Origin of the sequence: Bacillus sp. B.PNR1, assembly GCF_030386235.1 — a bacterium.
Classification (GTDB): Bacteria; Bacillota; Bacilli; order Bacillales; family Bacillaceae; genus Bacillus; species Bacillus stercoris.
Map to the genome: position 1 here is coordinate 914983 of NZ_JANYMN010000001.1, position 25889 is coordinate 940871.

Annotated in this window: 25 protein-coding genes and 1 pseudogene; 18 read left to right on the forward strand and 8 right to left on the reverse strand. The window is 42.8% G+C overall.

Annotated elements, in window-relative coordinates:
* Positions 1-15: 15 nt before the first annotated feature.
* Both NZD81_RS05140 and NZD81_RS05145 read right to left on the reverse strand, forming a co-directional pair.
* Positions 16-1506, reverse strand: a complete 1491-nt coding sequence (locus NZD81_RS05140; RefSeq protein WP_282372385.1) for a sodium:solute symporter family protein — start codon at positions 1504-1506, stop codon at positions 16-18.
* On the reverse strand, positions 1506-1706 hold the full coding sequence (locus tag NZD81_RS05145) for a DUF3311 domain-containing protein (RefSeq protein ID WP_014477095.1): 201 nt from the start codon (positions 1704-1706) through the stop codon (positions 1506-1508). Before NZD81_RS05145 ends, NZD81_RS05140 begins: the two co-directional genes overlap by 1 nt.
* A 183-nt stretch (positions 1707-1889) precedes the next feature.
* Here NZD81_RS05145 and NZD81_RS05150 point away from each other — a divergent pair, with 183 nt between their 5' ends.
* The gene (locus NZD81_RS05150; RefSeq protein WP_289859683.1) at positions 1890-2801 is read left to right on the forward strand and encodes a ring-cleaving dioxygenase; all 912 of its coding nucleotides are present in this window, start codon (positions 1890-1892) and stop codon (positions 2799-2801) included.
* A 14-nt stretch (positions 2802-2815) separates the two neighbouring features.
* Positions 2816-3418 (forward strand): alpha/beta hydrolase, encoded by a 603-nt coding sequence (locus NZD81_RS05155; RefSeq protein WP_289859684.1) that lies wholly within the window; start codon positions 2816-2818, stop codon positions 3416-3418.
* A 43-nt stretch (positions 3419-3461) separates the two neighbouring features.
* Here NZD81_RS05155 and NZD81_RS05160 read toward each other — a convergent pair whose 3' ends face one another.
* A complete protein-coding gene (locus NZD81_RS05160) occupies positions 3462-4070 on the reverse strand; it encodes a nitroreductase family protein (protein ID WP_014664292.1) in 609 nt (202 codons plus the stop codon).
* A gap of 129 nt (positions 4071-4199) precedes the next feature.
* Between NZD81_RS05160 and yodB the strand changes: the two genes are divergently transcribed.
* Positions 4200-4538, forward strand: coding sequence for a transcriptional regulator YodB (gene yodB / locus NZD81_RS05165; RefSeq protein WP_014664291.1), 339 nt, complete (start codon positions 4200-4202; stop codon positions 4536-4538).
* A 371-nt stretch (positions 4539-4909) separates the two neighbouring features.
* On the opposite strand, the gene NZD81_RS05170 is transcribed toward yodB, so the two are convergent.
* Entirely contained in the window at positions 4910-5299 is a 390-nt protein-coding gene (locus NZD81_RS05170; protein ID WP_147772018.1) for a tautomerase family protein, read from the reverse strand.
* 478 nt (positions 5300-5777) lie between these two features.
* Here NZD81_RS05170 and NZD81_RS05175 point away from each other — a divergent pair.
* Positions 5778-5957, forward strand: a pseudogene (locus tag NZD81_RS05175) (GntT/GntP/DsdX family permease); the annotation flags it as partial.
* 86 nt (positions 5958-6043) lie between these two features.
* The gene (locus NZD81_RS05180; RefSeq protein WP_040082877.1) at positions 6044-6280 is read left to right on the forward strand and encodes a hypothetical protein; all 237 of its coding nucleotides are present in this window, start codon (positions 6044-6046) and stop codon (positions 6278-6280) included.
* Positions 6281-6311: 31 nt separating this feature from the next.
* Here NZD81_RS05180 and NZD81_RS05185 read toward each other — a convergent pair whose 3' ends face one another.
* Positions 6312-6785, reverse strand: a complete 474-nt coding sequence (locus NZD81_RS05185; RefSeq protein ID WP_040082879.1) for an Hsp20/alpha crystallin family protein — start codon at positions 6783-6785, stop codon at positions 6312-6314.
* 98 nt (positions 6786-6883) lie between these two features.
* Between NZD81_RS05185 and rarD the strand changes: the two genes are divergently transcribed.
* From rarD to bshB2, 4 genes are all read left to right on the forward strand, one after another.
* Positions 6884-7780, forward strand: coding sequence for an EamA family transporter RarD (rarD, locus tag NZD81_RS05190; protein ID WP_040082880.1), 897 nt, complete (start codon positions 6884-6886; stop codon positions 7778-7780).
* Between the two features lie 75 nt (positions 7781-7855).
* Positions 7856-8134 (forward strand): hypothetical protein, encoded by a 279-nt coding sequence (locus NZD81_RS05195; protein WP_040082881.1) that lies wholly within the window; start codon positions 7856-7858, stop codon positions 8132-8134.
* Complete coding sequence (locus tag NZD81_RS05200) at positions 8131-8481, forward strand: YojF family protein (RefSeq protein ID WP_003231213.1); 351 nt, start codon at positions 8131-8133, stop codon at positions 8479-8481. Before NZD81_RS05195 ends, NZD81_RS05200 begins: the two co-directional genes overlap by 4 nt.
* Before the next feature lie 18 nt (positions 8482-8499).
* The gene (gene bshB2 / locus NZD81_RS05205) at positions 8500-9165 is read left to right on the forward strand and encodes a bacillithiol biosynthesis deacetylase BshB2 (RefSeq protein ID WP_040082883.1); all 666 of its coding nucleotides are present in this window, start codon (positions 8500-8502) and stop codon (positions 9163-9165) included.
* A gap of 25 nt (positions 9166-9190) precedes the next feature.
* Here bshB2 and rsbRC read toward each other — a convergent pair whose 3' ends face one another.
* Positions 9191-10039 carry an RsbT co-antagonist RsbRC gene (gene rsbRC, locus NZD81_RS05210; protein WP_014664282.1) on the reverse strand — a complete coding sequence of 283 codons (849 nt, stop codon included), beginning with the start codon at positions 10037-10039 and terminating at the stop codon, positions 9191-9193.
* Positions 10040-10053: 14 nt separating this feature from the next.
* Positions 10054-11412 (reverse strand): MATE family efflux transporter, encoded by a 1359-nt coding sequence (locus NZD81_RS05215; RefSeq protein WP_069149730.1) that lies wholly within the window; start codon positions 11410-11412, stop codon positions 10054-10056.
* Positions 11413-11677: 265 nt separating this feature from the next.
* On the opposite strand from NZD81_RS05215, the gene cdaS reads away from it, so the two are divergent.
* The 8 genes from cdaS (at position 11678) to odhB (ending at position 23293) form a co-directional block, all read left to right on the forward strand.
* Positions 11678-12301, forward strand: coding sequence for a cyclic di-AMP synthase CdaS (cdaS, locus tag NZD81_RS05220; protein ID WP_082033042.1), 624 nt, complete (start codon positions 11678-11680; stop codon positions 12299-12301).
* A 235-nt stretch (positions 12302-12536) separates the two neighbouring features.
* Positions 12537-13754 carry a macrolide family glycosyltransferase gene (locus NZD81_RS05225; RefSeq protein ID WP_289859685.1) on the forward strand — a complete coding sequence of 406 codons (1218 nt, stop codon included), beginning with the start codon at positions 12537-12539 and terminating at the stop codon, positions 13752-13754.
* Between the two features lie 379 nt (positions 13755-14133).
* On the forward strand, positions 14134-15372 hold the full coding sequence (gene cwlS, locus NZD81_RS05230; RefSeq protein ID WP_014664277.1) for a D-gamma-glutamyl-meso-diaminopimelic acid endopeptidase CwlS: 1239 nt from the start codon (positions 14134-14136) through the stop codon (positions 15370-15372).
* A gap of 93 nt (positions 15373-15465) precedes the next feature.
* Entirely contained in the window at positions 15466-16056 is a 591-nt protein-coding gene (locus NZD81_RS05235) for a superoxide dismutase family protein (RefSeq protein ID WP_014664276.1), read from the forward strand.
* A 63-nt stretch (positions 16057-16119) separates the two neighbouring features.
* The gene (locus tag NZD81_RS05240) at positions 16120-17034 is read left to right on the forward strand and encodes an AAA family ATPase (RefSeq protein WP_080478239.1); all 915 of its coding nucleotides are present in this window, start codon (positions 16120-16122) and stop codon (positions 17032-17034) included.
* 10 nt (positions 17035-17044) lie between these two features.
* Positions 17045-18961, forward strand: coding sequence for a vWA domain-containing protein (locus NZD81_RS05245; protein ID WP_282372373.1), 1917 nt, complete (start codon positions 17045-17047; stop codon positions 18959-18961).
* 228 nt (positions 18962-19189) lie between these two features.
* A complete protein-coding gene (gene sucA, locus NZD81_RS05250; RefSeq protein WP_069149726.1) occupies positions 19190-22024 on the forward strand; it encodes a 2-oxoglutarate dehydrogenase E1 component in 2835 nt (944 codons plus the stop codon).
* Positions 22025-22039: 15 nt separating this feature from the next.
* Entirely contained in the window at positions 22040-23293 is a 1254-nt protein-coding gene (gene odhB / locus NZD81_RS05255) for a 2-oxoglutarate dehydrogenase complex dihydrolipoyllysine-residue succinyltransferase (protein WP_069149725.1), read from the forward strand.
* A 48-nt stretch (positions 23294-23341) separates the two neighbouring features.
* Here the strand turns inward: odhB and NZD81_RS05260 are convergent, their stop codons facing one another.
* Complete coding sequence (locus NZD81_RS05260; protein ID WP_040082892.1) at positions 23342-24307, reverse strand: bile acid:sodium symporter family transporter; 966 nt, start codon at positions 24305-24307, stop codon at positions 23342-23344.
* Between the two features lie 219 nt (positions 24308-24526).
* Between NZD81_RS05260 and NZD81_RS05265 the strand changes: the two genes are divergently transcribed.
* Positions 24527-25864, forward strand: a complete 1338-nt coding sequence (locus NZD81_RS05265; RefSeq protein ID WP_282372363.1) for a sodium-dependent transporter — start codon at positions 24527-24529, stop codon at positions 25862-25864.
* The last annotated feature ends 25 nt before the right edge of the window (positions 25865-25889 follow it).

Consider the following 25889-nt stretch of genomic DNA (forward strand, 5'->3'; position numbering starts at 1 on the left):
CCGCGTATGGTTTTTTTATGCACCCTTTTGATTCGGATTAGCGTCTTGTTTTTTGCCAAATAAACCTTCAATGACAGGATTGGATCCCGCTTTTTTAACGAACAGCGGATTCAGAATAACCACAGCGATCATGTTAGCGGCCAGTCCCCAGAATCCTTCATAAATGCCATGTGCGGACTGAGTGGTATACACAATAAACGTTACCGCAAGGCCGGCTAATAATCCGAAAACCGTCGCTTCTTTCGTTTGGTTTTTCCAGAACAGGCTGACAGCAATCGCAGGGAAAATTTGTACCATACCGGATACGCCTAATAGCTGAAGTGTCACTAAAGCAGTCGGAAACAGCATTCCAAACAGAAGCGCAAGGCCGATGACAACAAACACCATTGAACGTGTGACGAGGGTCAGCTTGCTTTGAGACACAGTCGGATGAATCAAGTCGCGGTACAAGTTATTGGCGAACAAATTTGATGCCCCGATTGCCATGATGGAACAAGGGATCAATGAAGCAAGAGCAATCGTGGCATATGCGAAACCTTGTGCCACGCCGCCGTAAGATGTTTGAATCAAATGCAGCAGCGCCAGTCTTGGATTTGTATCTTCCGGCAGAACAAGAAAGGCGATAAAGCCAAGAAAAATGACCAAAATTAACACAATATTGTAAAGTGGCAAAAACATGCTGTTTTTTCTTACTGCATCGGCGCTTTTCGCTGTAAAAACGCCTGTAGCGGCGTGTGCCCACATAAAAAGTGCCAAGGCGGAAACAATAGATGCTGTGATAAACCAAGGAATGCCTTTTGGCCCTTCTGCCGGTATCGTCAGCATTTGCGGCGCTTCCTTCACTAACGTGTCAATCATTGGCGTCCAGCCGTTAAAATGAATGAGAGGGAGGGACACCACCATAAACAGCATAATGACCCATACTAAAATGTCTTTAATGATAGCTGTAAATGTAGGCCCTTTAATCCCGCTGAAGAATGTATAAAGAGCAACGAGAATAAATGAAATGATTACAACGAATTTCACATTAATATATCCGGTGCCGGCAACCTGAAGCGTGTCTTGAATGCCGCTCAGCTGAAGGCATATGTACGGAATAAGCATGAGTACCCCGACGATGGCAACAAGGCTTGCCAAAAGCTTACTGTTAAAACGTTCCCGAGCGTAATCCGCGAGTGTTGTTAATTTATGAATTTTCGCAACTTTCCAAAGTTTAGGCAGGAAGAAGTAGGCAATAAAGTAGGCCAACACAGAGTAGGGAATGGCGAAAAATGCAACGCTTCCCCCTGTAAAAGCCGTACTGGTTAACCCCAAGAACGTATAGGCCGTATAGAGGTCAGCTCCTACTAAAAACCAGACGAGAAGACCGCCGAAGCGCCTGCCGCCGACAGACCATTCTTCCACAGAAGTGCGTGAGGATTTGTCTCTTCCGGCAAGAAACCCGATACAGACAACGGTTAAGACGATAATAGCTGTAATAAGAAGTGCAGTCAGATTCCCTTGCATTATTCAAGTCCTCCATCTTTTTTTTGCATCTGATAAATGCCAAACGAGCATAACGGCGTAATGATAATCCACAACAGCAGCCAAAAGTGGAAAAACGGCAGGCCGAACATAATCGGTTCTATTCGATTCACAAGCGGCAAAAGCGCGAGCTGAACGAATGGCAAAAGAATAAGAATAACAATAAGTGCTTTTTTAACCATTTACTTTCCTCCTGAAACATGATAATGCTCACTATAATAGCAGTTGTAAGATAAGATCACAAGATAATTATTAGAAAAAAATGATTTTTTCAATTATTTAATCAAAACACATGGTTTGCATCCTTTTCAATAAAGGTTTAAAATGATAAATATCTTGAAATCGAGATAAATAGGAGTGAGAAAATGAAAACAGAAGGATTGCACCATGTCACAGCATTTGCGAGAGATCCGCAGGAAAACTTGCGATTTTATACAGAAGTGCTTGGGCTCAGGCTTGTTAAAAAAACAGTAAACTTTGATGATCCCGGAACGTATCATTTTTACTTTGGGAATCAAAATGGAGATCCCGGCACAATAATGACCTTTTTCCCGTTCCAAGGAAGCGGACAGGGAACGGTCGGCAAAGGCCAAGCGGGCCGGGTGTACTTTTCAGTTCCTGCAGGCTCCCTGTCTTTTTGGAAGGAGCGTCTTGAGAAAAACGGGCTGAACCTAGAGGAAAAGACGTTATTCGGTGAAAAGAGCCTTATTTTTGATGATACAGAAGACCTTCCGCTGGCGATCATGGAGGATGCGAAAAGCAGCAAAAGCGAGTGGACGCCTGATGGGATCACAACAAATGAAGCGATTACGGGAATGAGAGGCGTGCTGCTGTATTCCTACGACCCGCAGGCAACCATACAATTGTTAACGGAAAGCTTTGGATATACCAAAGTGGCCGAAGAAGATCAGATTGTCAGGCTGACATCCTCAGCAGCTGTCGGCGGCGTCATTGACGTTCATTTACATCCTGAAAAAAGAGGGGTGGGAGGTTATGGGACGGTACACCATGTAGCGTTTCGGACAAAGAAAGAGGAACAGGCGAAATGGCTGCCGATTATTGCTGAACACCATCTGCCTGCGTCAGAAATCCTTGACAGGGAATACTTTACATCCGTTTATTTCAGAGAGAAAGGCGGTATCTTATTTGAAATCGCCACAGATGAACCGGGCTTTATGACAGATGAATCATTTGATAAGCTAGGGACTTCCTTAAAACTGCCTGATTGGCTGGAGAAACATAGACAACAAATTACAGACATTTTGCCTGAACTTTAAAGGGGGAATTTATGATGAAGCATATTTATGAAAAAGGGACATCTGAAAACGTACTTTTGCTGTTGCATGGCACGGGCGGAAATGAACACGATCTGCTTTCATTGGGTCGGTTTATAGACCCTCATGCCCATTTGCTCGGTGTCAGAGGATCGGTGCTTGAAAATGGAATGCCGCGATTTTTCAAACGTCTGAGTGAAGGGGTTTTTGATGAAAAGGATCTTGTGGTGCGGACAAGAGAATTGAAAGATTTTATCGACGAGGCTGCAGAAACGAATCAATTTGATCGCAGCCGAGTGATTGCAGTCGGTTATTCAAACGGCGCAAATATTGCGGCAAGCCTGCTTTTTCATTATAAAGATGTGTTAAAAGGGGCTATTCTGCATCATCCAATGGTTCCGATTCGCGGTATCGAGCTGCCTGATATGGCGGGGCTTCCCGTTTTTATCGGTGCCGGGAAATACGACCCTCTCTGCACGAAGGAAGAATCAGAAGAGCTTTACCGCTATTTACGTGACAGCGGAGCATCAGCCTCCGTTTTCTGGCAGGACGGGGGCCATCAACTGACTCAGCATGAAGCTGAACAGGCCCGTGAATGGTACAAAGAAGCGATTGTATAAAAAAAACCTTAGTCCGTATGTCGGACTAAGGTTTTTCATATCCTTACAGCCAAGTTGACACTTTTGAAAGCGGCAAGCGGTTGCTTTGATGGGCAGGTTTTACTGCTTTGCCGATTGAAATAAGCATAACAGGAACATAGCGTTCACTGATATCAAACTGCTTTTGGAACTGCTCTTTGTTAAATCCGCCAATTGCGCAAGTATCATAGCCTTTTGCTTTTGCGGCAATCATAAGTTGCATAGCAGCTAAAGAAGCATTTAAGAAAGCGGAATCACGTGCGAATTGCTCGCTTTGGTAGGCACCGTTGATTTGGCCGAGCAAAGTCTGTTTGATTTCATCTGTAATATAGCCTTGGCTTGCTAATTCAGCGTAAACTTCTTCACCGTTTTCATTTGCCTTTAAATCGCCTAAAATGGCAACAACAGCAGAAGACTCAACGATTTGTTTTTGATTATACGCTACAGGAAGAAGTGCCGCTTTTGATTCATCGCTGTGGAATACTGTAAAATGCCAATGCTGAAGGTTCCAAGCTGAAGGCGCTTTAGCGGCAAGATCCAATAGCTCAGTCAGCTCTTCCTTAGAGATCGGGGCATTTGTATCATATTCCTTTACAGATGCTCGTGCTTTTAAAACATCCAGAGTATTCGTCATAGTGTTTCCTCCTTCGGATAAACGTGGTATGATAATAGAAAAGTTAGAAGCTTACTAAATGTAACTTGAAAGATTATTGTAATGGATCATTGAATACATGTCAATCAATAGATGAAGGGATGAGGACTTGTGGGAAATACAATGTGCCCTAAAATGGAAACCGCTTTCTCATTGCTGGGAAAACGATGGAACGGTCTGATCATCCATGTGCTTATGGATGGGCCGAAACGGTTTAAAGAGATAACGGAAACAATACCGATGATCAGCCAAAAAATGTTGGCGGAGCGCCTGAAAGAGCTTGAACAAAACGAGATTGTCGAACGGCAGGTTCTCCCTGAAACGCCGGTCAAAGTCATCTACACGCTGACTGAAAAAGGGACAGCGCTTCAAGCTGTATTCCAAGAGATGCAGGCATGGGCAGATCAATTTTGCGAGCCTGGTGACACAGTGTGCGAAGAAGAGAAATAAGGAAATTAGCGTCTGGAAAAAGAGCTTTTGTTTCAATGATGAGTCATGTAAGTGTCGGTTCACACCCGTTTACATGACTTTTTATATTTGTCAGAATGGCATTTCGGGATTTGCAAACGTGTCATGTAGAAGGGGGTATGCTTAAAATAAGAAATAACCCATAAGTTACAGCGTGCAACCTGTTGTGGTTTCCCCTGTTATGCAAATTACAATGCGGAATGTAACCGCCAGCAGTTTCCAATTGGCATAGAGACTGGATTTTAAAGAGATCCAGGCACCTCGTTTTGCAGGATGTTTTCATTCGCCGCTGTTATGAAAAAGAAGAGAGAGCCTCTTTTGAGCTCTCTCTTTTTTTATGAAGAAGCGAAATCTTATAGTTTTCCATTCAAAAATTGAGCCTCACCGAGACCGAAACTCCAGTCTGCGTCACCATTCTCAGTAATAGATACCATGAGGTCTTCAGGGGAGATTCCGCATTTTTCTTCTAGCTTTTCAGCAAGCAGGGCATACAATTTTTCCTTTTGGCTCTTTGTTCTTGTTTTGCTTGTCATACTGATAATGACCAGATCTTTGCTTCTTTGCAATCCTAATCCTGTATCCTGGATCATAAGCTCGTTTGCAGGATGCTGGTGGACTATTTGGTAACGGTCTCTTTCCGGAACACCAAATGCTTCAACCATTGCTTGGTGAGCAGTATCTAATAACAATTGCAGCGATTTTTCGTCACGTCCTTCAATTACATCAAAGCGCAATAATGGCATGTGAACGCCTCCTCTTGTGAAGTTGTTATCCGTCTGTTTTCATATTGGTTCAGTTGCTTTCAGACAATGGATAGAATTATTGATTGGCAATCAACTTTAAAAAAACATAACACATAACCAATAGTTAATCAACATATAACTAATTAATCATTTGATAGGCGATAGGTAATCGAGACAAACTCGTAAAAACGATTGACAGTCATTGATTAGGAGATTAGTATGAAAATATTAGTTAACCAAAAGGTGACAATCATTTAACCAAGACGTTTTTTAGATATTAATGAAAACGATTTCTGTTTATCCAGGAATGAAAAGCGCTGAAACATCGCGAGATCATATCAAATACTTTTGGAGGGGGACACCATGCCGATTTTAATTGTAGCTGCCGGAGTGCTACCGGATTGCTATTACAGTGATTTACAAATTCAGGAATAAAAGTATACAGACGGCGGTTGTGATTGCCTCTTTTATCATTGGCATTGCCCTAACCGGAGCGGGCAGTGTCATTGCGTGTCATGTAAATGATGCAGGATTTTGGATGGTAAAGGAATTTTTCGGTTTGAGCCTGAAAGAAACATTTCAAACCTGGACGCTGCTTACAACAGTTCTTTCCGTTACAGGGCTCGGCTGTGTGTTATTGGCAGGGCTTGTTGTGTAACAATCTATAGATTCAGTCTATAGCCCAATCGTTTTTCTTCTTTATTGAATACCTTACGTATAGGCAGACATAAAGGAGGAAAAATCTTGTACCCTCATCATTCGTATTATCGCGGGAATCTCGGTCCAGCCGGATACCCGGCGCGTAGTCCTTTTTTGTTTGGCGCTCCTTTAGTCGGCGGTTTATTAGGCGGTTTTCTTGGGAGTGCCCTGTTTAACTATTCTCGTCCCTATGCTTATCCGCCTGGCCCTTATGGATACGGAGGCGGACCGTACGGTTTTGGTGCCGGCGTGCCATATGGGGGATATGCCGGCTTCTATTAATAAAAACGGCCTGCATTTTGCAGGCCGTTTTTTATCGGATGATTTCTACCTCAGACATATTGTAGTCTTGCTGCTTCTGAAACATGACTTCCAGAAGGCCATCCTTATAGACGGCTTTTGTTCCTTTGCGTTTGACTAAACAAGGAAGGTTTACTTTTTTCGGATGATCTGACCTTGGGAAGTTTTCCAACCATAATTCGTGAGATGTGTGTTTAATTCTCACATGTTCCAGCTGTTCTTCGCCGATTGGTACCTTTACAAACACATGGTCTGCTGTTTCGAATATATCAATATCAGGTTTGACATCAGATTTTGCATCAGGTTTGGCGGGCTGTTCTTTTTGGGGGAGAGGATCGCGGAAAGGAAATTGAGCCGCATAATCACTGCCGAACACACTTTCCATCACACGATTGACATACGTTTCAACTTCTTTCGGATCAGCTTTTTTTAATGCTTCTTTAGAAAATTGATTGTGGAAAGGAAAGTACTTGTTCCACTCAAACATTGTTTTCACATCCTTTCTTCACGGACAAAATAGTATATGCCCGCCAGATCTTTCACGTGATATAATATAAGATGCTCTAAAGAAAGGCAGGGATATCAATGCAACATGCAGAAACAAAAAAAGGCGTTCTTTACACAGCCGTTTCCTTTATCATGTGGGGGCTGTTTCCGCTTTATTGGAAGCTTCTCGAACAGCTGCCGGCTCTTGATATTTTGGCTCATCGTATTATATGGTCTTTTGTTTTTATGTGTATCGTACTTTTTTTCTTGCGCCAATGGAAAATAGGATGGCAGGAGCTGCGCTCTTTGAAAAAGAACGGAGGAATTCTTTCTTTATTTCTCGCTTCTATCCTGATTTCGATTAACTGGTTTGTTTACATATGGGCTGTCAATCATGGCTTTTTGCTTGAGGCTAGTCTTGGTTATTACATTAATCCGCTTGTATCAGTACTCCTTGGGATTATATTTTTAAAGGAAAAACTGAATCGCCTGCAATTAGTGGCCGTTTCGATTGCGGCGGCCGGCGTCATTATCTCGGCGTTCCAATACGGCTCCATTCCTTATGTCGCGCTTCTGCTCGCATTCAGCTTTGGACTGTACGGGTTAAGCAAAAAAAGAACAAGCCTGCCAAGCGCCATCGGTTTAACGCTGGAAACATTCATGATTATGCCGATTGCATTGGGATATTTACTGTTCAGCGGACATGCTCAGCCAGCGGGTGCAGAAAGCGGAGGGACGTGGCTGCTTCTCTTTTTGGCCGGTGTGTTTACGGCATTGCCGCTTTTATTGTTTGCGGAAGGAGCGAAACGGCTGCCGCTGTACCAAGTCGGTATCTTACAATATATTGCGCCAACCATTACTCTGCTGATCGGGCTGTTTGTTTACCATGAGCCATTTTCAAGCTCGAAGGCTTTTACATTCAGCTGTATATGGGCTGCGCTGCTCTTGTTTACGTTTTCACAAGTGAAGTGGAAACGGGCGTCAAAAAGCCATTGAGGCCTTTGGCTTTTCAGCTGATGCATATATTATGTATAATCATTTCATGTATGTAAGACATAAAGGAGCAAGACGATGGACAATGATAAAGAGATAGTGAAAGCCTACGCTTCACTTTGGAATAACCGATCTCTCGCACATGATGACGCAGAAGCGGTAGCAGAGGCGATTGATCTTGAGCTTTTGGATAAACGTACACATCCAAGACTCCGAAAACCGATGCTGGAAAAATATTTTGCCGCAATTCAGCGCATCGTGAATTCACAGCTCGAACCGGCTGTGAAATATCAGCTGGTCAAATTACATACAAAACGTGCAGAGTATTTAAAAGAAGAAAGAGGGGAGCAATCATGAAAGCAATCATAAAAGAAGATGTGCAAGCATCTTTAGAACGATATGCGGACCGCCCTGTATATATCCATTTAGAAACTACCACAGGTTCTTATTCAGCGCATTTAAATGAAAAGAACATGACGGTTGTTGCATATATCCGCAATGCAAAAGTCACTTATCATCAGGCAAAAATCAAAGGCAATGGACCTTACCGCGTTGGCTTGAAAACAGAAGAAGGCTGGATTTATGCTGAAGGCTTGACTGAATACACGGTAGATGAAGAAAACCGTTTATTAATGGCGGGACACCTGCCGGGCGGTAAACTGGCTATTTCTCTGCAAATCAGTGAAAAACCGTTCACAGTTTAAAGAAAAGGGTGAATAATAATGAAAGAACATGTACTAGTAATCCTGCCTCACCCTGATGATGAATCATATGGAGTGGCAGGCCTCATTGCCTTAAACAGAAAAAAAGACATTCCCGTTACGTATGCTTGTGCCACTTTAGGTGAAATGGGCAGAAATATGGGCGATCCATTTTTCGCGAATCGGGAAACGTTGCCGCTGCTAAGAAAACAAGAGCTCATCAACGCTTGCAAAGAAATGGATATCAATGACCTTCGTATGCTTGGACTCCGTGACAAAACGCTCGAATTTGAAGATGATGAGTATTTAGCTGATATTATGGAAGAGATCATAGATGATGTAAAACCAAGTTTAATTGTCACATTTTATCCCGGACACGGTGTGCACCCTGACCATGATGCATGCGGGGAAGCGGTTATCCGTGCATTGTACCGCAAAAAGAAAGAAGACCGTCCGCGTACAATCTGCATGGCTATTACCCGCAACAGAGAAGAGATTCTCGGCGAAGCTGATGTGGTACTTGATATCAAAGAAGTAGCTGATATTAAAATGAATGCGTTAAGAGCTCACCGTACACAAACAGAAGGTATGCTCAGAGAGCTTGAAGAGAAATTAAAAAATAATGAACCTGTTATGGCAACATGGTTTGAAGAAGAAATATATTGGACGTATCAATGGAATGATTAATCAAAAAGGTATAAGGCCTTAAGCCTTATACCTTTTTTAATTTTAAGTCTGATGCAATTGCTGAAGCGAGGGTGGATCTTAAGGAAATGTCATCGAAAGACAGACCTAGCTGAACCGCTGTTTGCGCGATTTCCGGACGGATTCCCGACAAAGTTGAAGAAACACCGATTAAACGCAGCGCCTCAATTAAACTGAACAGCTGGTGGGCAACCATCGTATCAATAATTGCTACCCCTGACAAATCAATATACAGCTGTGTCACTTTTTTCTCCGCACATTGATGCAGAGTGTTTTCCATAATTAGTTTGGCGCGAACCGTATCAATATCTCCGATTAAAGGCAGCAGCCCGACGCTGTGAAAAAGCACAATGACCGGCGCGCTCAATTCAGTAATCATATCTTTTTGGGCCTGCAGCTGAAGGCTTGTGTTTTTGTACATTTCTTCTATAAAAATATGGATCACAAGATCAAACGCTTTGATAAGGGAATGATACAGGTCTTCAGCTTCTTCGCCTTTCACAGTATCCTGATTGAGATGGACAAATTCTTTCACATAGGAAACATATAAATCTCTCACTCTGACAAACTCACGAATAATATAGTGGATAGGAGTCTTTAAATGCTCAGGATCCTGTGTCACTTCAAAGGCCCATTCTTTCAGGATAGGCAGGTATACTTCCTCATCATCTATGAAAATACGATTGATCTTATAATTGAAGGCGAGGTTCTGGCTTTTTAAATTGTGAACGACAGCAGGGTCTGTTGATGCATAAATGGAATTTGGATCAGTCTCCTCAATTGTTTCATACCATGTTGAACTGATGGTCTCCGCATGCTGAGAAAGATACTCGTATAATTTGTTGTTTTTTGCCATGATTGACACCTCTTTTACATGTATTGTTTTTGCGAATAACGTTTTTGCAGTTTTGCCAGCCTGAAAAACAGCCCAACTGCTCCGGCGGCGAGTCCTGCGATTAATCCAATCCAATAGCCGAATGCACCCAGGCTTGTAAATGTACCGACCATATAACCGATCGGAAGGCCAATGATCCAGTAAGAGACAAAAGCAGCTACAAGCGTATAGTTCACATCTTTGTACCCCCTGAGCGCTCCTTGGATCGGTGCGGCCACAGCATCGGAAAGCTGAAAAAACAGCGCATAAATTAAAAAGTGCTGTGTCAGCCTGAGCACATCGGGGTCAGAAGTGTACATGCCCGCAATTTGTTCTCTGAATAACAGGATACAGGCGGCTGTGAACAAAGAAAAGCCGATCGCCATCATGATGCCGATTAAGCTATATGAGCGTGCATCTCTAAATCGGGCTGCACCCGCTTCAAACCCGACTACAATTGTTAAAGCCATGGACACGCTGAGCGGCAGCATATATAGAAGAGACGCAAAATTCATGGCTGCCTGGTGGGACGCGATGGTCACTGTATGAAAATGGCTCATTAGAAGCGTAACAGCTGCGAAAATGCTCGTTTCAAAAAATACAGCGAACCCAATAGGCAAGCCGATTTTGAGTAGATTTTTGCATGCTTCCCAAGAGAACTTATACATCGTAAGGAAAATCCCGTATTCAGAAAACGGTGCGTTTTTATGGATAATGAAAAAACTGAAAACGCAGATACACCAATAAGTAAGCGCGGATGCCAGCCCTGCGCCGACGCCGCCAAGTGCCGGCATGCCGAATTTCCCGAAGATAAATACATAATTCAATACAAAATTGATTGGAAGAGAACTGAGTGTAATCATCATTGTGACTCTCGTTTTTCCTAATGAGTCGATGAATGATCTCAACACGGTGTAAACAAATAAAGGGAAAATTCCCAGTGATAAAAAGCCTAAAAAGTGTTTAGCAATCTGATGCACGTGAATATCAAGGTTCAATCGGCCAAGAATAAGGTCAACTGCAGCATATCCAATCACTAAAACGGCGATGCTAAGAAGCGCGGCCACGTATACAGCTTGTAAAACAGTAAAAGGAATCTTCTGTTTTTTCTCGGCGCCTAATAACTGAGCGACAATCGGGGTGACCGCCATTAATATACCTGCCAGTCCTGTGTAAACAGGGGTCCAAAGGCTTGAGCCAATCGCGACACCCGCTAAATCAGCGGGGCTGACTTTCCCTGACATCACCGTATCTAGAAAAGTCATTAGAGAAAGCCCCGCCTGGGTAATGAATATCGGGATTAAAATGTGCAAGAGCTGTTTGATTTTTTCCCGGGCGTTTTGAGTTTCTTTCATACATTGATCCCCGTTTCTTTTTCATAACGAGAGAAATTATAACATTTTATGTATAAAAAGCAATGAACGCCTGGCCTATTCTTTTTTTGTCGGTTTCGTTTTTCTAAACATTTGGGCATAAATAAAAGAAAGCGAAATCACGCCTAAAAAGGTGCAAATATACTGAATGATTCTTTCGATTTCCATTCTTTACATCCCTCCTTTCCCTATAGAATGTGCATCAATAAGATAAGCATTCGTGAAAAGTTGGAAATTTGAACAGGAGATGAAGGCTATGCGTTATGAACAGATATCAGAAAATGCATTCAAAGGGAAAATACAGGTGTACTTAGAGCAAATATTAGGGGATGCATCGTTAATTTTGAAAACGCTTCATGAAAAAGACCAGTGCCTTCTTTGTGAATTAGATGAGTTAGGGCACATTTTTCAGGATATGCAGGGGATTGCATCATCTTTTTATTTGCAATCATACATTGAGGAGTTTACGCCGGCATTCATAGAGCTGGCCAAGGCGATTAAAGCCTTATCGGAGCATAAGCACGGCGCCTTAATTGTGATTGAAAGAGCGGATCCAGTTGAACATTATATTCAAAAAGGCACCGCTCTTCATGCCGAGATCAGCTCATCATTAATTGAAAGCATCTTTTTCCCCGGAAACCCTCTTCATGACGGTGCTTTATTGGTGAGAGAAAACAAGCTTGTGTCAGCAGCCAATGTGCTCCCGCTGACGACGAAGGAAGTGGATATCCATTTGGGAACCCGGCACCGGGCGGCTCTCGGTATGTCGGGCTATACGGATGCGCTTGTGCTTGTGGTTTCAGAGGAGACAGGGAAGATGTCGTTTGCCAAAGACGGTGTATTATATCCGTTAATTTCACCAAGAACGTAAAAATAATGAAAAGGGCCTGATTTAGAATCCTGCCATGAGACAAAATGACTGAATTCGCATCTTTATTAAAGCATTCGCTTCAAGCTGAATGCTTTTTGTCTTGAAGACAGAAAATATAAAGTGGTAGAAAAGTTACGTGTGATTAATATTAATTAAGTGAAATACTTTACCTGTTTATGTATTTATAGTACCGTATGAAATATTACATAAATTTTCAAAGGAAGGGTGCTGCCGCATGGCTAATGTATTAATGATCGGTTTTCCCGGTGAAGGGCATATTAATCCCTCTATCGGTGTGATGAAGGAGCTGAAATCCCGGGGGGAAAACATTACGTACTACGCAGTGAAGGAATATCAAGATAAAATCACAGCTCTTGATATTGAGTTTCGTGAGTATCATGATTTCAGGGGGGATTACTTCGGCAAAAACGCAACCGGTGATGAAGAAAGAGACTTTACTGAAATGATCTGCGCTTTTTTGAAAAGCTGTAAAGATATTGCGACTCATATTTATGAGGAAGTCAAACATGAATCGTATGATTATGTCATCTATGATCACCATCTTCTCGCAGGTAAAGTCATTGCCAACTTGCTGAAGCTGCCGAGATTTTCATTGTGTACAACCTTTGCGATGAATGAGGAATTTGCTAAAGAAATGATGGGAGCGTACATGAAAGGGTCACTTGAAGATTCGCCTCATTATGAGTCATATCAGCAGTTTGTAGAAGCTTTAAATGCTGATTTTCAAGCAGAGATCAAAAAGCCATTTGATGTTTTTTTAGCTGATGGTGACTTGACGATTGTCTTTACATCAAGGGGATTTCAGCCAATGGCTGAGCAGTTCGGTGAGCGGTATGTTTTTGTCGGCCCTTCCATTACTGAAAGATCCGGAAACAATGATTTCCCATTTGATCAAATTGACAATGAAAACGTGCTGTTTATTTCAATGGGAACCATTTTTAACAATCAAAAGCAGTTTTTTAATCAATGCCTTGAAGTGTGTAAAGACTTTGATGGTAAAGTTGTGCTTTCCATCGGCAAACATATTAAAGCAAATGAGTTAAACGAAATTCCTGAAAATTTCATTGTACGCCCATATGTTCCTCAGCTTGAGATCCTGAAAAGAGCCAGCTTATTTGTGACCCACGGCGGAATGAACAGCACAAGTGAGGGTTTGTATTTTGAAACACCACTTGTCGTCATACCGATGGGAGGTGACCAATTCATGGTCGCAGATCAGGTGGAAAAAGTCGGCGCAGGAAAAGTAATTAAAAAGGAAGAATTATCTGAAAGTCTGCTGAAAGAGACGATTCAAGAAGTGATGAACAATCGCACGTATGCTGAAAAAGCAAAAGAAATTGGACAATCACTGAAAGCGGCAGGCGGCTCTAAAAAAGCGGCCGACAGCATTCTTGAAGCTGTAAAACAAAAAACTCAATCAGCAAATGCATAGTGTAAAAACCTGTTCTTATCGAAAGAACAGGCTTTTTGCCTTTTCATAAGAATGCAGAGGAAGGGATTTGGCAGATCGATAGAGAATGATAAGAAAAACAGACAAGAAAGGAGGAAAATCTGCTTCATTCATCAATAGAAAACCATCATTTTTACCCTCACTTAAATAGTTCCTTAGACTTTCGAAAAACATATCGTGTTTATGTAAAATGTTAGATGTTTATTTGAAGGTTTAAAGGTCGAATGATGCTGAAAATGCTGCCAAATGTTTGAAAAAGGGTTTAACTTGCTGAAAAATTGACGATAAAACAGTTGTATGCCATTTTTGGAAACAAAATACTAGCTGTTTTTGCCAAAAAACAGTTTAGGAGGTTGAATGAATGAAAAAGAAAATTGTAGCCGGCTTGGCTGTTTCTGCAGTTGTTGGGTCGTCGATGGCCGCAGCACCCGCGGAAGCAAAAACGATAAAAGTAAAAAGCGGTGACTCTCTTTGGAAACTTTCCCGCCAGTATGATACGACAATATCAGCTCTGAAATCCGAAAACAAATTGAAATCAACGGTGCTTTACGTCGGACAAAGCCTTAAAGTTCCTGAAAGCGGCAGCAAAAAAAGCACGACATCCTCGTCTAACTCAAGCAAAACGTCAACATACACAGTTGCCTATGGTGATTCCCTATGGATGATTGCTAAAAATCATAAAATGAGTGTATCTGAGCTTAAAAGCTTAAACGGCCTGAGCAGTGACCTGATTCGTCCGGGGCAAAAGCTTAAGATCAAAGGGACAAGCAGTTCAAGCGGATCAAATGGATCAAAGAAAAACAGCGGTTCCAATTCTTCAGGTTCTTCAAAAAGTACATATACAGTTAAGCTCGGTGACTCACTGTGGAAAATCGCAAACAGCTTAAATATGACTGTAGCTGAATTGAAAACATTAAATGGCTTAACATCAGATACGCTTTATCCTAAACAGGTGCTCAAAATAAAAGGAAGCAGCTCACCTAATAGCGGAAACAGCGGTTCCAAGAAGCCGCCAAACGCCAATTCCCCAAAAACAACGACGTACAAGGTAAAAGCAGGCGATTCACTGTGGAAAATTGCAAATCAGCTTGGAGTCACTGTCCAAAGCATCCGTGATAAAAACAATTTATCATCGGATGTGCTGCAAATCGGGCAGGTTCTGACTATTTCGGGAACATCAAAATCTAATCCGACAAAGCCAACAAAGCCAAAAGATAACTCCGGGTCAAACATTCAAATAGGCTCGAAGATTGACAGAATGATAACGGAAGCGAAAAAATATGTTGGAGTTCCGTACCGATGGGGCGGAAACACGCCTGCCGGTTTTGATTGCAGCGGCTTCATTTATTACCTCATTAATAATGTATCATCTATATCAAGATTGAGTACGGCAGGATATTGGAATGTCATGCAGAAAGTCAGCCAGCCGTCAGTAGGAGACTTTGTCTTCTTTACCACATATAAATCCGGCCCGTCTCACATGGGGATTTATCTAGGCGGCGGTGACTTTATTCATGCAAGCTCATCTGGCGTCGACATTTCCAATCTCAGCAATTCGTATTGGAAACAACGATACTTGGGCGCACGAAGTTATTTTTAAAAATGAGCATGGCAAAAAGCCTTTTATAGGCTTTTTTGTTTATATCATACAATGATTGACCACACTGTTAGAAAAAAACAAGGGGGAGACAGTATGTACCGTCTCTTGCTGTTGATAATGCTGACGGCACTGGGAGTTGCGGGATGCGGACAAAAAAAACCTCCAGACCCGCCTAATCGGGTGCCGGAAAAAAAGGTAGTTGAAACGTCAGCGTTTGGTCACCACGTTCAGCTGGTCAATCGTGATGGGAAAGCAGTCGGTTTCATAGAGATCAAAGAATCAGATGATGAAGGCCTCGATATTCACATTTCTGCAAACAGCCTGCGTCCAGGGGCTTCCCTCGGTTTTCATATTTATGAGAAAGGTTCTTGTGTCAGGCCGGATTTTGAATCAGCGGGCGGTCCCTTTAATCCGCTGAACAAAGAACATGGCTTCAACAATCCGATGGGGCATCATGCCGGAGATCTGCCGAACCTTGAAGTCGGTGCTGATGGAAAGGTAGATGTCATTATGAATGCGCCTGACACCTCATTGAAAAAAGGAAGTAAACTAAATATTCTCGACGGAGACGGGAGTGCGTTTATTATTCATGAGCAAGCCGACGACTATTTGACAAACCCAAGCGGCAATTCTGGTGCGCGTATTGTCTGCGGAGCCCTTTTGGGAAATAACGAGAAGCAGTAATATCATCCAAGCCCTTTTGTATTGAGCATACAGGGGCTTTTTTAGTATACTCGTTAATGGAATATGAATAGGAAAGGGAATCTGTCTATGACAACTCAACTACAGCACTTAACATTGCCGGAAGATATACAACAAAAGCTATTATCATATAAAGATCAGCCAATTTCCCCAGAGTTTCAATCGCTCATCGGAACATCAGGCTATGAGGCGGAGGATGAAGCCATTTTATTCGATGCCATTATTGCATTAGCCATGGGAAAAAATGTCCTGCTGAAAGGGCCTACAGGCTCAGGGAAAACAAAGCTGGCTGAAACATTGTCCAGCTATTTTCATAAACCGATGCACAGCGTCAACTGTTCAGTCGACTTGGACGCCGAGGCATTGGTCGGCTATAAAACGATTGAAAACCAATCTGGCCAGGCGACAATCGAGTTTGTTTCAGGGCCTGTTACAAAGGCAATGAAGGAAGGCCATTTTCTTTATATAGATGAAATCAATATGGCGAAGCCGGAAACACTGCCTATTTTAAACGGTGTTTTAGATTACAGAAAAATGATGACAAATCCGTTTACAGGCGAGGTCATACGGGCTAAAGGCGGTTTCGGAGTCATTGCAGCCATCAATGAAGGCTATGTCGGAACTGTTCCTCTAAATGAAGCTTTGAAAAACCGTTTTGTCATCATTGATGTGCCTTATATTAAAGGCGAGCTGCTGAAACAAGTGCTTATGTCTCAGTCAGCCTTGAAAGACGAGAAATTGATTGACAGATTTATTACGCTTTCCTCTGATTTGATTGTTCAGGCCAATAACGGACAGGTGTCTGAAGAAGCGGCATCCATCAGAGCTTTAATCGATACATGTGATTTAGCCGCTTATATTCCGCCGCGTCGTGCCATTGAGCGGGGAATTGTAGAAAAGCTTGATGATGACCGGGAAAAAGCCGCCGTCCGAAATATTGCAGAAACTCTGTTTGAATGAGGGGGCTGCGATGAAATTTATCAAATTTAACGACAGCACGATTGATTCGTTTTTATTTATGATGCTGGCTGATTTGGCCAAAACACTCACCAAGAGTGAAGCGGTAGAAGTAGAGTATGGCGTTCAGTCCTATTACAATCCATTCGAAAAGAAAATCTATATGAGCCACTTTTGGAAAGACAGGGCAGCTGAGGACATGGAAGCGGGGCTGAAAAGCGACGTCTACCTGCGTTCAGTCGGAACAAGATATAGCTCGCTGCATGAGTTCGCGAACTTTTTGAATGATATCCATCGCCGCCTTACATTCAAAAGTTTTGCCAAGCAGCTGTTTATGCTGCTTGAAGACATCAGGATCGAAGAATGCATCAAACGTGAGCGCCCGGGTACGAAACATGTATTTGCAAAACGAAAAGACATGTACAGAAAACATTTCTCAACCCAGCTCACCTTAAATTTGGAACGAAGCATTTTTACGGATGCGCTCTTTTGCGCGATCTATGTCAAGCTCACTGCGGAATCACCGCTTGAGACCCTTCCGTCCATGCGTGAAGATATCGATCTGATGCGCCCATTTATTGAGCAGCAGCTCTTGCTTGTGTATGAAGCAGATTCGACACGGCAGGTTCTGAAAATTGTGGAGGACCTCATGGACGGGCTTGAAGAGGTGCTCGATAAAGATATGCTCAACACTTACTTTTTTTTGCCGGAGCTGGATTATGCAAAAGCTGCTGATCAGCCGTTATTCGAAGAAGAGAAAAAAGCGCCGAAGCTGAGTGATGACATTACGCTTCCAAAACAATCTGACGGTGATGAGGATATTCATGAAGAAGAAATGCCGACATGGCACAGGGAAACAGAAGCACCGTCTAAAAGTTTTCTTCAATTTGATATTGAGCACGGCGCAAAATCAGATTTAGGAAAAGATGCAGCAAGGGAAGGCGACGATGGAGATCAGGCCCTTGGCTCTGTTCAAGGATCAGCCAGACAAACGAAACGGAAAGACTATTCCAAGCTGGAAGCGCTGGAATCCCAAAAAGACCAGCCGAATGGAGCGGGTATGGCTGACGGCAAAGAAAATAAATATGCATTCCCAATTTATAAAGAACCGCAGCCGGCAACAAACGAAGAAGAGCTTTCTTATAAACAGCAGACAAAAACGATTGAGTCATATCAAAAGCGTTTGAAACAAATGATTCAAAAAACGCTGGAGCATAAAAAAACATTGCCTAGAACAGACCTTCATGCCGGGAGATTGAACAATAAGCTTCTCCGGTATTTCACTGAGCGAAATCCGCGCCTGTTTTATAAAAAGCAAGAACCATCTTCAGAAATCGACGCTGTTTTTACATTACTGGTGGACTGTTCAGCCAGCATGTTCGACAAAATGGACGAAACAAAACGAGGAATCGTGCTCTTTCACGAAGCGTTGAAATCGGTAGCGGTTCCGCATCAGATTGTCGGCTTCTGGGAAGACACAAATGATGCGACCGAAACAAGCCAGCCAAACTATTTCAATACGGTTATTCCCTTCCAATCATCATTAAGACAAGAATCTGGGCCGGCAATTATGCAGCTTGAGCCAGAGGAAGATAACCGTGACGGGTACGCGATCCGCCAGATGACAAAAAAAATGCTGCAGCGCAGCGAGGCGCAAAAGTTTTTAATTGTTTTCTCAGATGGAGAGCCGGCTGCATTTGGCTACGAACAAAACGGAATCGTCGATACAAGTGAGGCGGTTATCGAAGCCCGAAAAAGAGGAATAGAAGTGATAAATGTTTTTCTCTCCAACTCAGAAATAGAAGAATCGCAAATGAAGACAATTCAGGATATGTACGGAAAATTCAGTATATTTGTCCCGGATGTTGATCAGTTACCGGATGTTCTGTATCCGCTGCTGAAAAAACTGCTTCATAAAAGCATAGGATAGCCCTTAATCCTATGCTTTTTGGCGTTTCTTTTTTCGAATGATTAAATTTTTTGTTTTTTATAAAGGTTTTTTACTATTTTGTGAACAATCAAGGTAGAATCAAATTGCAAACAGTGGTAAAATATCGTTGGAAGCGTTTTTATTACATAATTTTGGACACAGCGTTCGAAAGTTATTTCAAGATAGTGAATCAATCACTTGATTATCTAAGTTGGGGGTAATATTCAAATGTTTCAAAATAGTATGAAACAACGAATGAATTGGGAAGATTTTTACGGTCCGAACCTCGGCTATGCGCTGGAGCTTTACGATCAATATACCCAGGATCCGGACAGCATTGACCCGGATTTGAAGGAAATGTTCGACGAGCTCGGTGCTCCGCCAAGCGAGTTAAAAGAGGCCTCGGGAACAAAAGAAAAGGGACGTGTTACAGCCGATCTGATTCAAAAGATCGCATCCGCAGTCAGACTTGCAGAAGATATCCGAACCTATGGCCATTTAAACGCTTCCGTCAATCCGCTCAGAAAGGATGGGAAAAAGAGTGAACTTTTTCCATTATCCGATTACGGGCTAACAGAAGAGGAAATAAAAGCAATACCTGCGTCAGTCATCTGTAAAGACGCTCCTAAAAACATTACGAACGGTTTAGAAGCCATTCAGTATTTACGAAATACGTATAAAAGAACCATCTCATTTGAATTTGACCATGTGCATGACTTCAAAGAGCGCGAATGGCTGACAAAGATGATTGAATCTGGCGAGCTGTTCCAGAAGAACTCAGATGAAAAGCTGTCAGCTGTGTTGGAAAGACTGACAGAAGTAGAGGGCTTTGAGCAGTTTTTGCACCGCACATTCGTCGGACAGAAGCGCTTTTCCATTGAGGGTCTGGACGCTCTTGTTCCAGTGCTTGATGACATTATTGCACAATCTGTCAAATCAGGAACGACAAGCGTCAACATCGGGATGGCGCATAGGGGACGCCTGAATGTCTTGGCACATGTGCTTGGCAAGCCGTATGAAATCATCTTCTCCGAATTCCAGCATGCGCCGAACAAAGATCTTGTTCCGTCTGAGGGATCAATTGGAATCAGCTACGGCTGGACAGGGGATGTCAAATACCATTTGGGGGCGAATCGGGAGCTTCAAGACGCTGAAACAAAATCAGCGCGAATTACGTTAGCAAACAACCCGAGCCACTTAGAATTTATCAATCCGATTGTTGAAGGCAGCACAAGAGCGGCACAGGAAACGCGAACACAAAGCGGATATCCAGTGCAAGACGAAACAAAATCGCTTGCCATTTTAATTCATGGAGACGCTGCATTCCCTGGGGAAGGAATCGTCGCTGAAACATTGAATTTAAGCTCCTTAAAAGGGTATCAAGTAGGCGGTGCGATTCATATTATCGCCAATAATATGATCGGATTCACAACAGAAAGCGCTGAATCCAGATCGACAAAATATGCCAGCGACTTGGCAAAGGGCTATGAAATTCCGATTGTTCACGTGAATGCGGATGACCCAGAAGCTTGTCTTTCTGCTGTGAAGTTTGCAGTCGAATACCGAAAAACATTCAACAAGGATTTCCTGATTGACTTGATCGGGTACAGACGCTATGGACACAACGAAATGGATGAGCCGTCAACCACTCAGCCAATGCTGTATGATGCTGTCAGAAAGCATCCGACCGTCAAACAAATTTTCGCTGAAAAACTCGTAAAAGAAGGTGTGCTTACCGAGGAAGTCGTTCAAAATATCGAAAAATCGGTAACGAAGCGCATTGAGGACGCTTATCAGAAAGTACCGTCTAAAAAGGAACATATCGCCTGTGAAATTGAACTTCCAGAGCCTGTATCAAACGGTTTCCCTGATGTGGACACATCGATTGATTTTGATGTGCTTCGCAAGCTGAATGGCGAATTGATCAACTGGCCGGAGTCATTTAATGTTTTCGGCAAGCTAAAGCGCATTTTAGAAAGACGCGCCAAGGCGTTTGATGATGACAGAAAAGTGGAATGGTCTTTAGCAGAATCACTTGCGTTTGCTTCGATTTTGAAAGACGGAACACCGATTCGTTTAACAGGACAGGATTCCGAGCGCGGAACGTTTGCCCAAAGAAACCTTGTGCTTCATGACAGTGAGACGGGCGAAGAATTTGTGCCGCTTCATCACTTATCTGACTGCAGCACATCATTTGCCGTTCATAACAGCCCGCTGTCGGAAGGATCAGTTCTCGGGTTTGAATACGGCTATAATGTTCATTCACCAGAAACGCTTGTGTTGTGGGAAGCGCAGTACGGAGATTTTGCCAACGCTGCTCAAGTGTATTTTGACCAATTTATTTCTGCCGGACGCGCAAAATGGGGCCAAAAATCCGGATTAGTCATGCTGCTTCCGCACGGTTACGAGGGACAGGGGCCTGAGCATTCAAGCGGAAGAATCGAGCGGTTCCTGCAGCTTGCCGCGGAGAACAACTGGACGGTTGCCAACCTGACAAGCGCGGCACAGTATTTCCATATTTTAAGAAGACAGGCTAAAATGCTGCTTCGTGAAGAAATCAGACCGCTCGTCATTATGACGCCGAAAAGCCTTCTTCGCAACCCAAATACGGTGTCGGAAGTGCAGGAGCTAAGCGAAAGCCGCTTCCAGCCTGTTTATGAACAGTCGGGACTTTCTCATGACTATGAAAAAGTAACCAGACTCGTGCTATCCAGCGGTAAAGTGTCAATAGACATTAGTGATCATTTTAATAAGCTAGAAGACGCTAAAGAGTGGCTTCACATTGCGAGAATTGAACAGCTGTATCCATTCCCGGCAAAAGGAGTCAAAGAATTATTTGCAAAACTTCCGAACCTGAAAGAAATCGTTTGGGTGCAGGAAGAGCCGCAGAACATGGGAGCTTGGAGTTATATCAGCCCGTATTTGACAGAGATTGCACCAGAGGGAGTAAGCGTTCAATATATTGGACGAAGAAGACGATCCAGCCCTGCAGAGGGAGATCCGACAGTTCATAAAAAAGAACAGGAACGTATTGTATCTGATAGCTTGACTCGCAAAAACTAAGGGGGAAATGAAAAAATGGCGGAAATTAAGGTACCTGAATTAGCAGAATCAATCTCAGAAGGAACAATAGCCCAATGGTTAAAGCAGCCTGGTGACTATGTAGAACAGGGTGAATATCTGCTTGAACTAGAAACGGATAAAGTGAATGTTGAATTGACAGCAGAAGAATCGGGTGTACTTCAAGAGGTATTGAAAGATTCGGGTGATACCGTCCAGGTCGGAGAAATTATCGGTACGATTTCAGAAGGCGCGGGTGAAAGTTCTGCCCCTGCTCCTACAGAGAAAGCAGAAAGCAAGGAAAGCGTAAAAGAAGAGAAACAGGCTGAACCAGCTGCACAAGAGGTGAGTGAGGAAGCGCAATCTGAAGCAAAATCAAGAACGGTCGCTTCTCCGTCAGCCCGTAAGCTGGCGAGAGAAAAAGGAATTGACCTGTCTCAAGTTCCAACTGGAGATCCGTTTGGAAGAGTGCGCAAGCAGGATGTCGAAGCGTATGAAAAACCAGCATCAAAACCTGCTCCTCAGCAAAAACAGCAGCCTCAGGCTCAAAAAGCACAGCAAAGCTTTGACAAACCTGTCGAAGTGCAAAAAATGTCACGCCGCAGACAAACGATTGCAAAACGCCTTGTAGAGGTGCAGCAAACATCGGCGATGCTGACTACATTTAATGAAGTGGACATGACGGCTGTCATGAATCTCAGAAAACGCCGCAAAGATCAATTCTTTGAGCAAAACGAAGTAAAGCTCGGCTTTATGTCTTTCTTCACGAAAGCGGTCGTCGCTGCATTGAAAAAATATCCGCTGTTGAATGCGGAAATTCAGGGCGATGAGCTGATCGTTAAGAAATTCTATGATATCGGAATCGCTGTTGCGGCTGATGAAGGCCTTGTTGTTCCGGTAGTACGTGATGCGGACCGCCTGACATTTGCAGGAATCGAAAAAGAGATCGGCGAGCTGGCGAAGAAAGCAAGAAACAATAAATTAACCCTTAGCGAGCTTCAGGGAGGTTCCTTTACGATTACAAACGGAGGGACTTTCGGTTCACTGATGTCAACTCCGATCTTAAACAGCCCTCAAGTCGGTATACTGGGCATGCATAAGATTCAGCTGCGTCCAGTAGCAATTGATGAAGAACGTTTCGAAAACCGTCCGATGATGTATCTCGCTTTATCTTATGATCACCGGATTGTAGACGGTAAAGAAGCGGTTGGCTTCCTCGTGACAATCAAAAATTTACTGGAAGATCCTGAACAGCTTTTATTAGAAGGATAATAAAAAAAGGTACATCACTTTATCGTGATGTACCTTTTTTGATGATATTTAAAGTGATAGATTGCTGCTTTTGGATCCTGCTTGTTTCTTTTTCACTTTTTTAGACCAATATGTTGCAAGCATAGAACCTGAAAGGTTATGCCATACACTGAATATTGCGCTTGGTACGGCAGATAGCGGTGAGAAATGGGCCGTGGCAAGTGCAGCCCCAAGTCCTGAGTTTTGCATGCCGACTTCGATTGCAATCGCTTTTTGAGAAGGGTAATCCATTTTTAAAAGCTTTGCGCCCATAAATCCAAGCAAATAACCGATACCGTTATGCAGGATAACAACTGAAAAAATCAGCAACCCTGATTGAAGCAGATTTTCCCGGTTGCCGCTGACGACAGCTGAGACAATCGCCACGATGCCAATGACAGAAACAAGCGGAAGGGCATGTACGGCTTTCGCCACTTGTTTTCTGAAAAACATTTTGACGATCACACCTGCAATGATCGGAAATAAAACCGCTTGTAAGATTGAAAGAAATAAAGATCCTGGCGAGACAGGAAGCCATTCCTTGGCAAACAGCATAATCAAAACCGGAGTTAAAACGGGTGCCAACAAGGTAGATATTGTTGTAACAGCAACAGAAAGGGCCGTATTTCCTTTTGCTAAAAATGTCATGACATTAGATGCAGTTCCCCCTGGACAGCAGCCGACAAGAATAACACCTACTGCGATTTCAGCCGGAAGATGCAGTCCAATTGAAAGGCCGAAAGCAACGAGCGGCATGATGGTATACTGAGCAATCACCCCAATAATGACATGCCAAGGTTTTCTGAGCAGCTCTTTGAAATCATCGGCTTGCAGTGTAAGTCCCATCCCAAACATGATAATACCAAGAAAAATCGTAATATAAGAACTGATCCACGTAAAAAAAGACGGGAAGGAAAATCCCAGCACGGCAAACACAATGACCCATATGCCAAAGGTTTGTCCCGCAAAATGGCTTATTTTTCTAATGATGTCCATAAAAACACTCCTAACACATTCATCAAGAACTTCAGCAGAAATTCTCACTGATTTTTAAACATTCTCTTATTATAATTAATTTTCTGAATAATTCAATATCAATCGCCGAATAATAGTCGATAAATTTATTATGTAAACTAATCAAAATGTTCTTGACTATATAGGAAGATATTCTTACAATGAACCTTTATAATGGTTAGACAAAATAGGAGTGATAGGGTGAAGGAAGCGAATCAATGGTCTTCGAAGATCGGCTTTATTTTAGCCGCGGCAGGATCAGCTATTGGGCTTGGCGCGATATGGAAATTCCCATATGTAGCTGGAACCAGCGGAGGAGGCGCATTTTTACTTATTTTTATTTTATTTACGGTTTTAATCGGACTGCCTTTATTGTTAGGTGAATTCATCATAGGTAGAAAAACGCAGAAAGATGCCGTTCAGTCCTATAAAACACTTGCTCCAGGAACGAAGTGGCATTGGATCGGATATTTAGGCATGGTAACGTGCTTTATTCTTCTCTCCTTCTACAGTGTCGTCGGCGGGTGGATTTTAATTTATATTATAAAAGGCTTCACTGGCGGTTTGTCGCAAACAACTGGTTTTGATACGATATTTGCAAGTACCATTTCAAATCCTTATTTGGCTGTAGGAGGCCAGTTGCTCTTTATGGCAGTGACCATTTTGGTTGTTGCAAAAGGAGTTAGCAGCGGAATTGAAAAAGCTAGCCAAGTATTAATGCCGGCGCTATTTATATTATTTATTATTTTAATGGTGCGTTCTGTTACCCTTGACGGTGCGATGGAAGGGCTCAAGTTTTTCCTGATGCCTGATTTTTCAGCGATTGACGCTAATACGATTTTGTATGCGATGGGCCAGTCCTTTTTCTTATTAAGTGTCGGTGTATCTGTCATGGTTACGTACAGCTCTTATTTAGGGAAACAGGAAAATCTTGTGCAGTCCGCTGTATCAGTAACTGTATTGAACGTACTTGTTGCAGTTATGGCAGGGATTGCGATTTTTCCAGCTGTATTTTCATTTGGTCTCAAGCCAGACCAAGGACCGATTCTGTTATTTAACGTGCTGCCAACTATATTTAATCAATTGCCGTTCGGAATTATCTTTTTATTAGCATTTTTAATTCTATTTTTATTTGCTGCATTGACATCCGCTTTTTCAATGCTGGAAATTTTGGTCGCAGTGCTTTCAAAAGGTGATGTCAATAAGAGAAAACGATTCGCTTGGTTAGGTGGAATCGCTATATTTATTGTCGGTGTGCCGTCTGCACTATCATACGGTGTCTTAAGTGACGTTTCTATATTTCACTTATCCATTTTTGATGCGGCCGACTATCTTGTGAGCAATATTTTAATGCCGTTAGGCGCGTTATTGATCTCGATTTTTGTCCCGCTTAAAATACCGAAACAGGATTTGTTTGACGAGCTGAAAAGCGGTTCCAGCCTCAAACGGAAGTGGTTTGCGGTTTGGCTGCTGCTTATTCGTTATCTATCTCCTGTTGCCATCATCATCGTGTTTTTGCATGTGATAGGCATTTTTTAACACACGAAGCCCCCGGGGAAAGGGG

Excerpts from the sequence above, each read along its gene's own strand:
- NZD81_RS05200 (WP_003231213.1), top strand. The coding sequence starts at position 8,131 with ATGAAAGCAATCATAAAAGAAGATGTGCAAGCATCTTTAGAACGATAT.
- NZD81_RS05155 (WP_289859684.1), top strand. The coding sequence starts at position 2,816 with ATGAAGCATATTTATGAAAAAGGGACATCTGAAAACGTACTTTTGCTG.
- NZD81_RS05170 (WP_147772018.1), bottom strand. The coding sequence starts at position 5,299 with ATGCCATTATTGCGCTTTGATGTAATTGAAGGACGTGACGAAAAATCG.
- NZD81_RS05260 (WP_040082892.1), bottom strand. The coding sequence starts at position 24,307 with ATGGACATCATTAGAAAAATAAGCCATTTTGCGGGACAAACCTTTGGC.
- NZD81_RS05225 (WP_289859685.1), top strand. The coding sequence starts at position 12,537 with ATGGCTAATGTATTAATGATCGGTTTTCCCGGTGAAGGGCATATTAAT.
- NZD81_RS05215 (WP_069149730.1), bottom strand. The coding sequence starts at position 11,412 with ATGAAAGAAACTCAAAACGCCCGGGAAAAAATCAAACAGCTCTTGCAC.
- sucA (WP_069149726.1), top strand. The coding sequence starts at position 19,190 with ATGTTTCAAAATAGTATGAAACAACGAATGAATTGGGAAGATTTTTAC.
- rsbRC (WP_014664282.1), bottom strand. The coding sequence starts at position 10,039 with ATGGCAAAAAACAACAAATTATACGAGTATCTTTCTCAGCATGCGGAG.
- rarD (WP_040082880.1), top strand. The coding sequence starts at position 6,884 with ATGCAACATGCAGAAACAAAAAAAGGCGTTCTTTACACAGCCGTTTCC.
- odhB (WP_069149725.1), top strand. The coding sequence starts at position 22,040 with ATGGCGGAAATTAAGGTACCTGAATTAGCAGAATCAATCTCAGAAGGA.
- NZD81_RS05145 (WP_014477095.1), bottom strand. The coding sequence starts at position 1,706 with ATGGTTAAAAAAGCACTTATTGTTATTCTTATTCTTTTGCCATTCGTT.
- bshB2 (WP_040082883.1), top strand. The coding sequence starts at position 8,500 with ATGAAAGAACATGTACTAGTAATCCTGCCTCACCCTGATGATGAATCA.
- NZD81_RS05150 (WP_289859683.1), top strand. The coding sequence starts at position 1,890 with ATGAAAACAGAAGGATTGCACCATGTCACAGCATTTGCGAGAGATCCG.
- NZD81_RS05160 (WP_014664292.1), bottom strand. The coding sequence starts at position 4,070 with ATGACGAATACTCTGGATGTTTTAAAAGCACGAGCATCTGTAAAGGAA.
- NZD81_RS05195 (WP_040082881.1), top strand. The coding sequence starts at position 7,856 with ATGGACAATGATAAAGAGATAGTGAAAGCCTACGCTTCACTTTGGAAT.
- cwlS (WP_014664277.1), top strand. The coding sequence starts at position 14,134 with ATGAAAAAGAAAATTGTAGCCGGCTTGGCTGTTTCTGCAGTTGTTGGG.
- NZD81_RS05235 (WP_014664276.1), top strand. The coding sequence starts at position 15,466 with ATGTACCGTCTCTTGCTGTTGATAATGCTGACGGCACTGGGAGTTGCG.
- NZD81_RS05140 (WP_282372385.1), bottom strand. The coding sequence starts at position 1,506 with ATGCAAGGGAATCTGACTGCACTTCTTATTACAGCTATTATCGTCTTA.
- NZD81_RS05185 (WP_040082879.1), bottom strand. The coding sequence starts at position 6,785 with ATGTTTGAGTGGAACAAGTACTTTCCTTTCCACAATCAATTTTCTAAA.
- cdaS (WP_082033042.1), top strand. The coding sequence starts at position 11,678 with ATGAAGGCTATGCGTTATGAACAGATATCAGAAAATGCATTCAAAGGG.
- NZD81_RS05245 (WP_282372373.1), top strand. The coding sequence starts at position 17,045 with ATGAAATTTATCAAATTTAACGACAGCACGATTGATTCGTTTTTATTT.
- NZD81_RS05240 (WP_080478239.1), top strand. The coding sequence starts at position 16,120 with ATGAATAGGAAAGGGAATCTGTCTATGACAACTCAACTACAGCACTTA.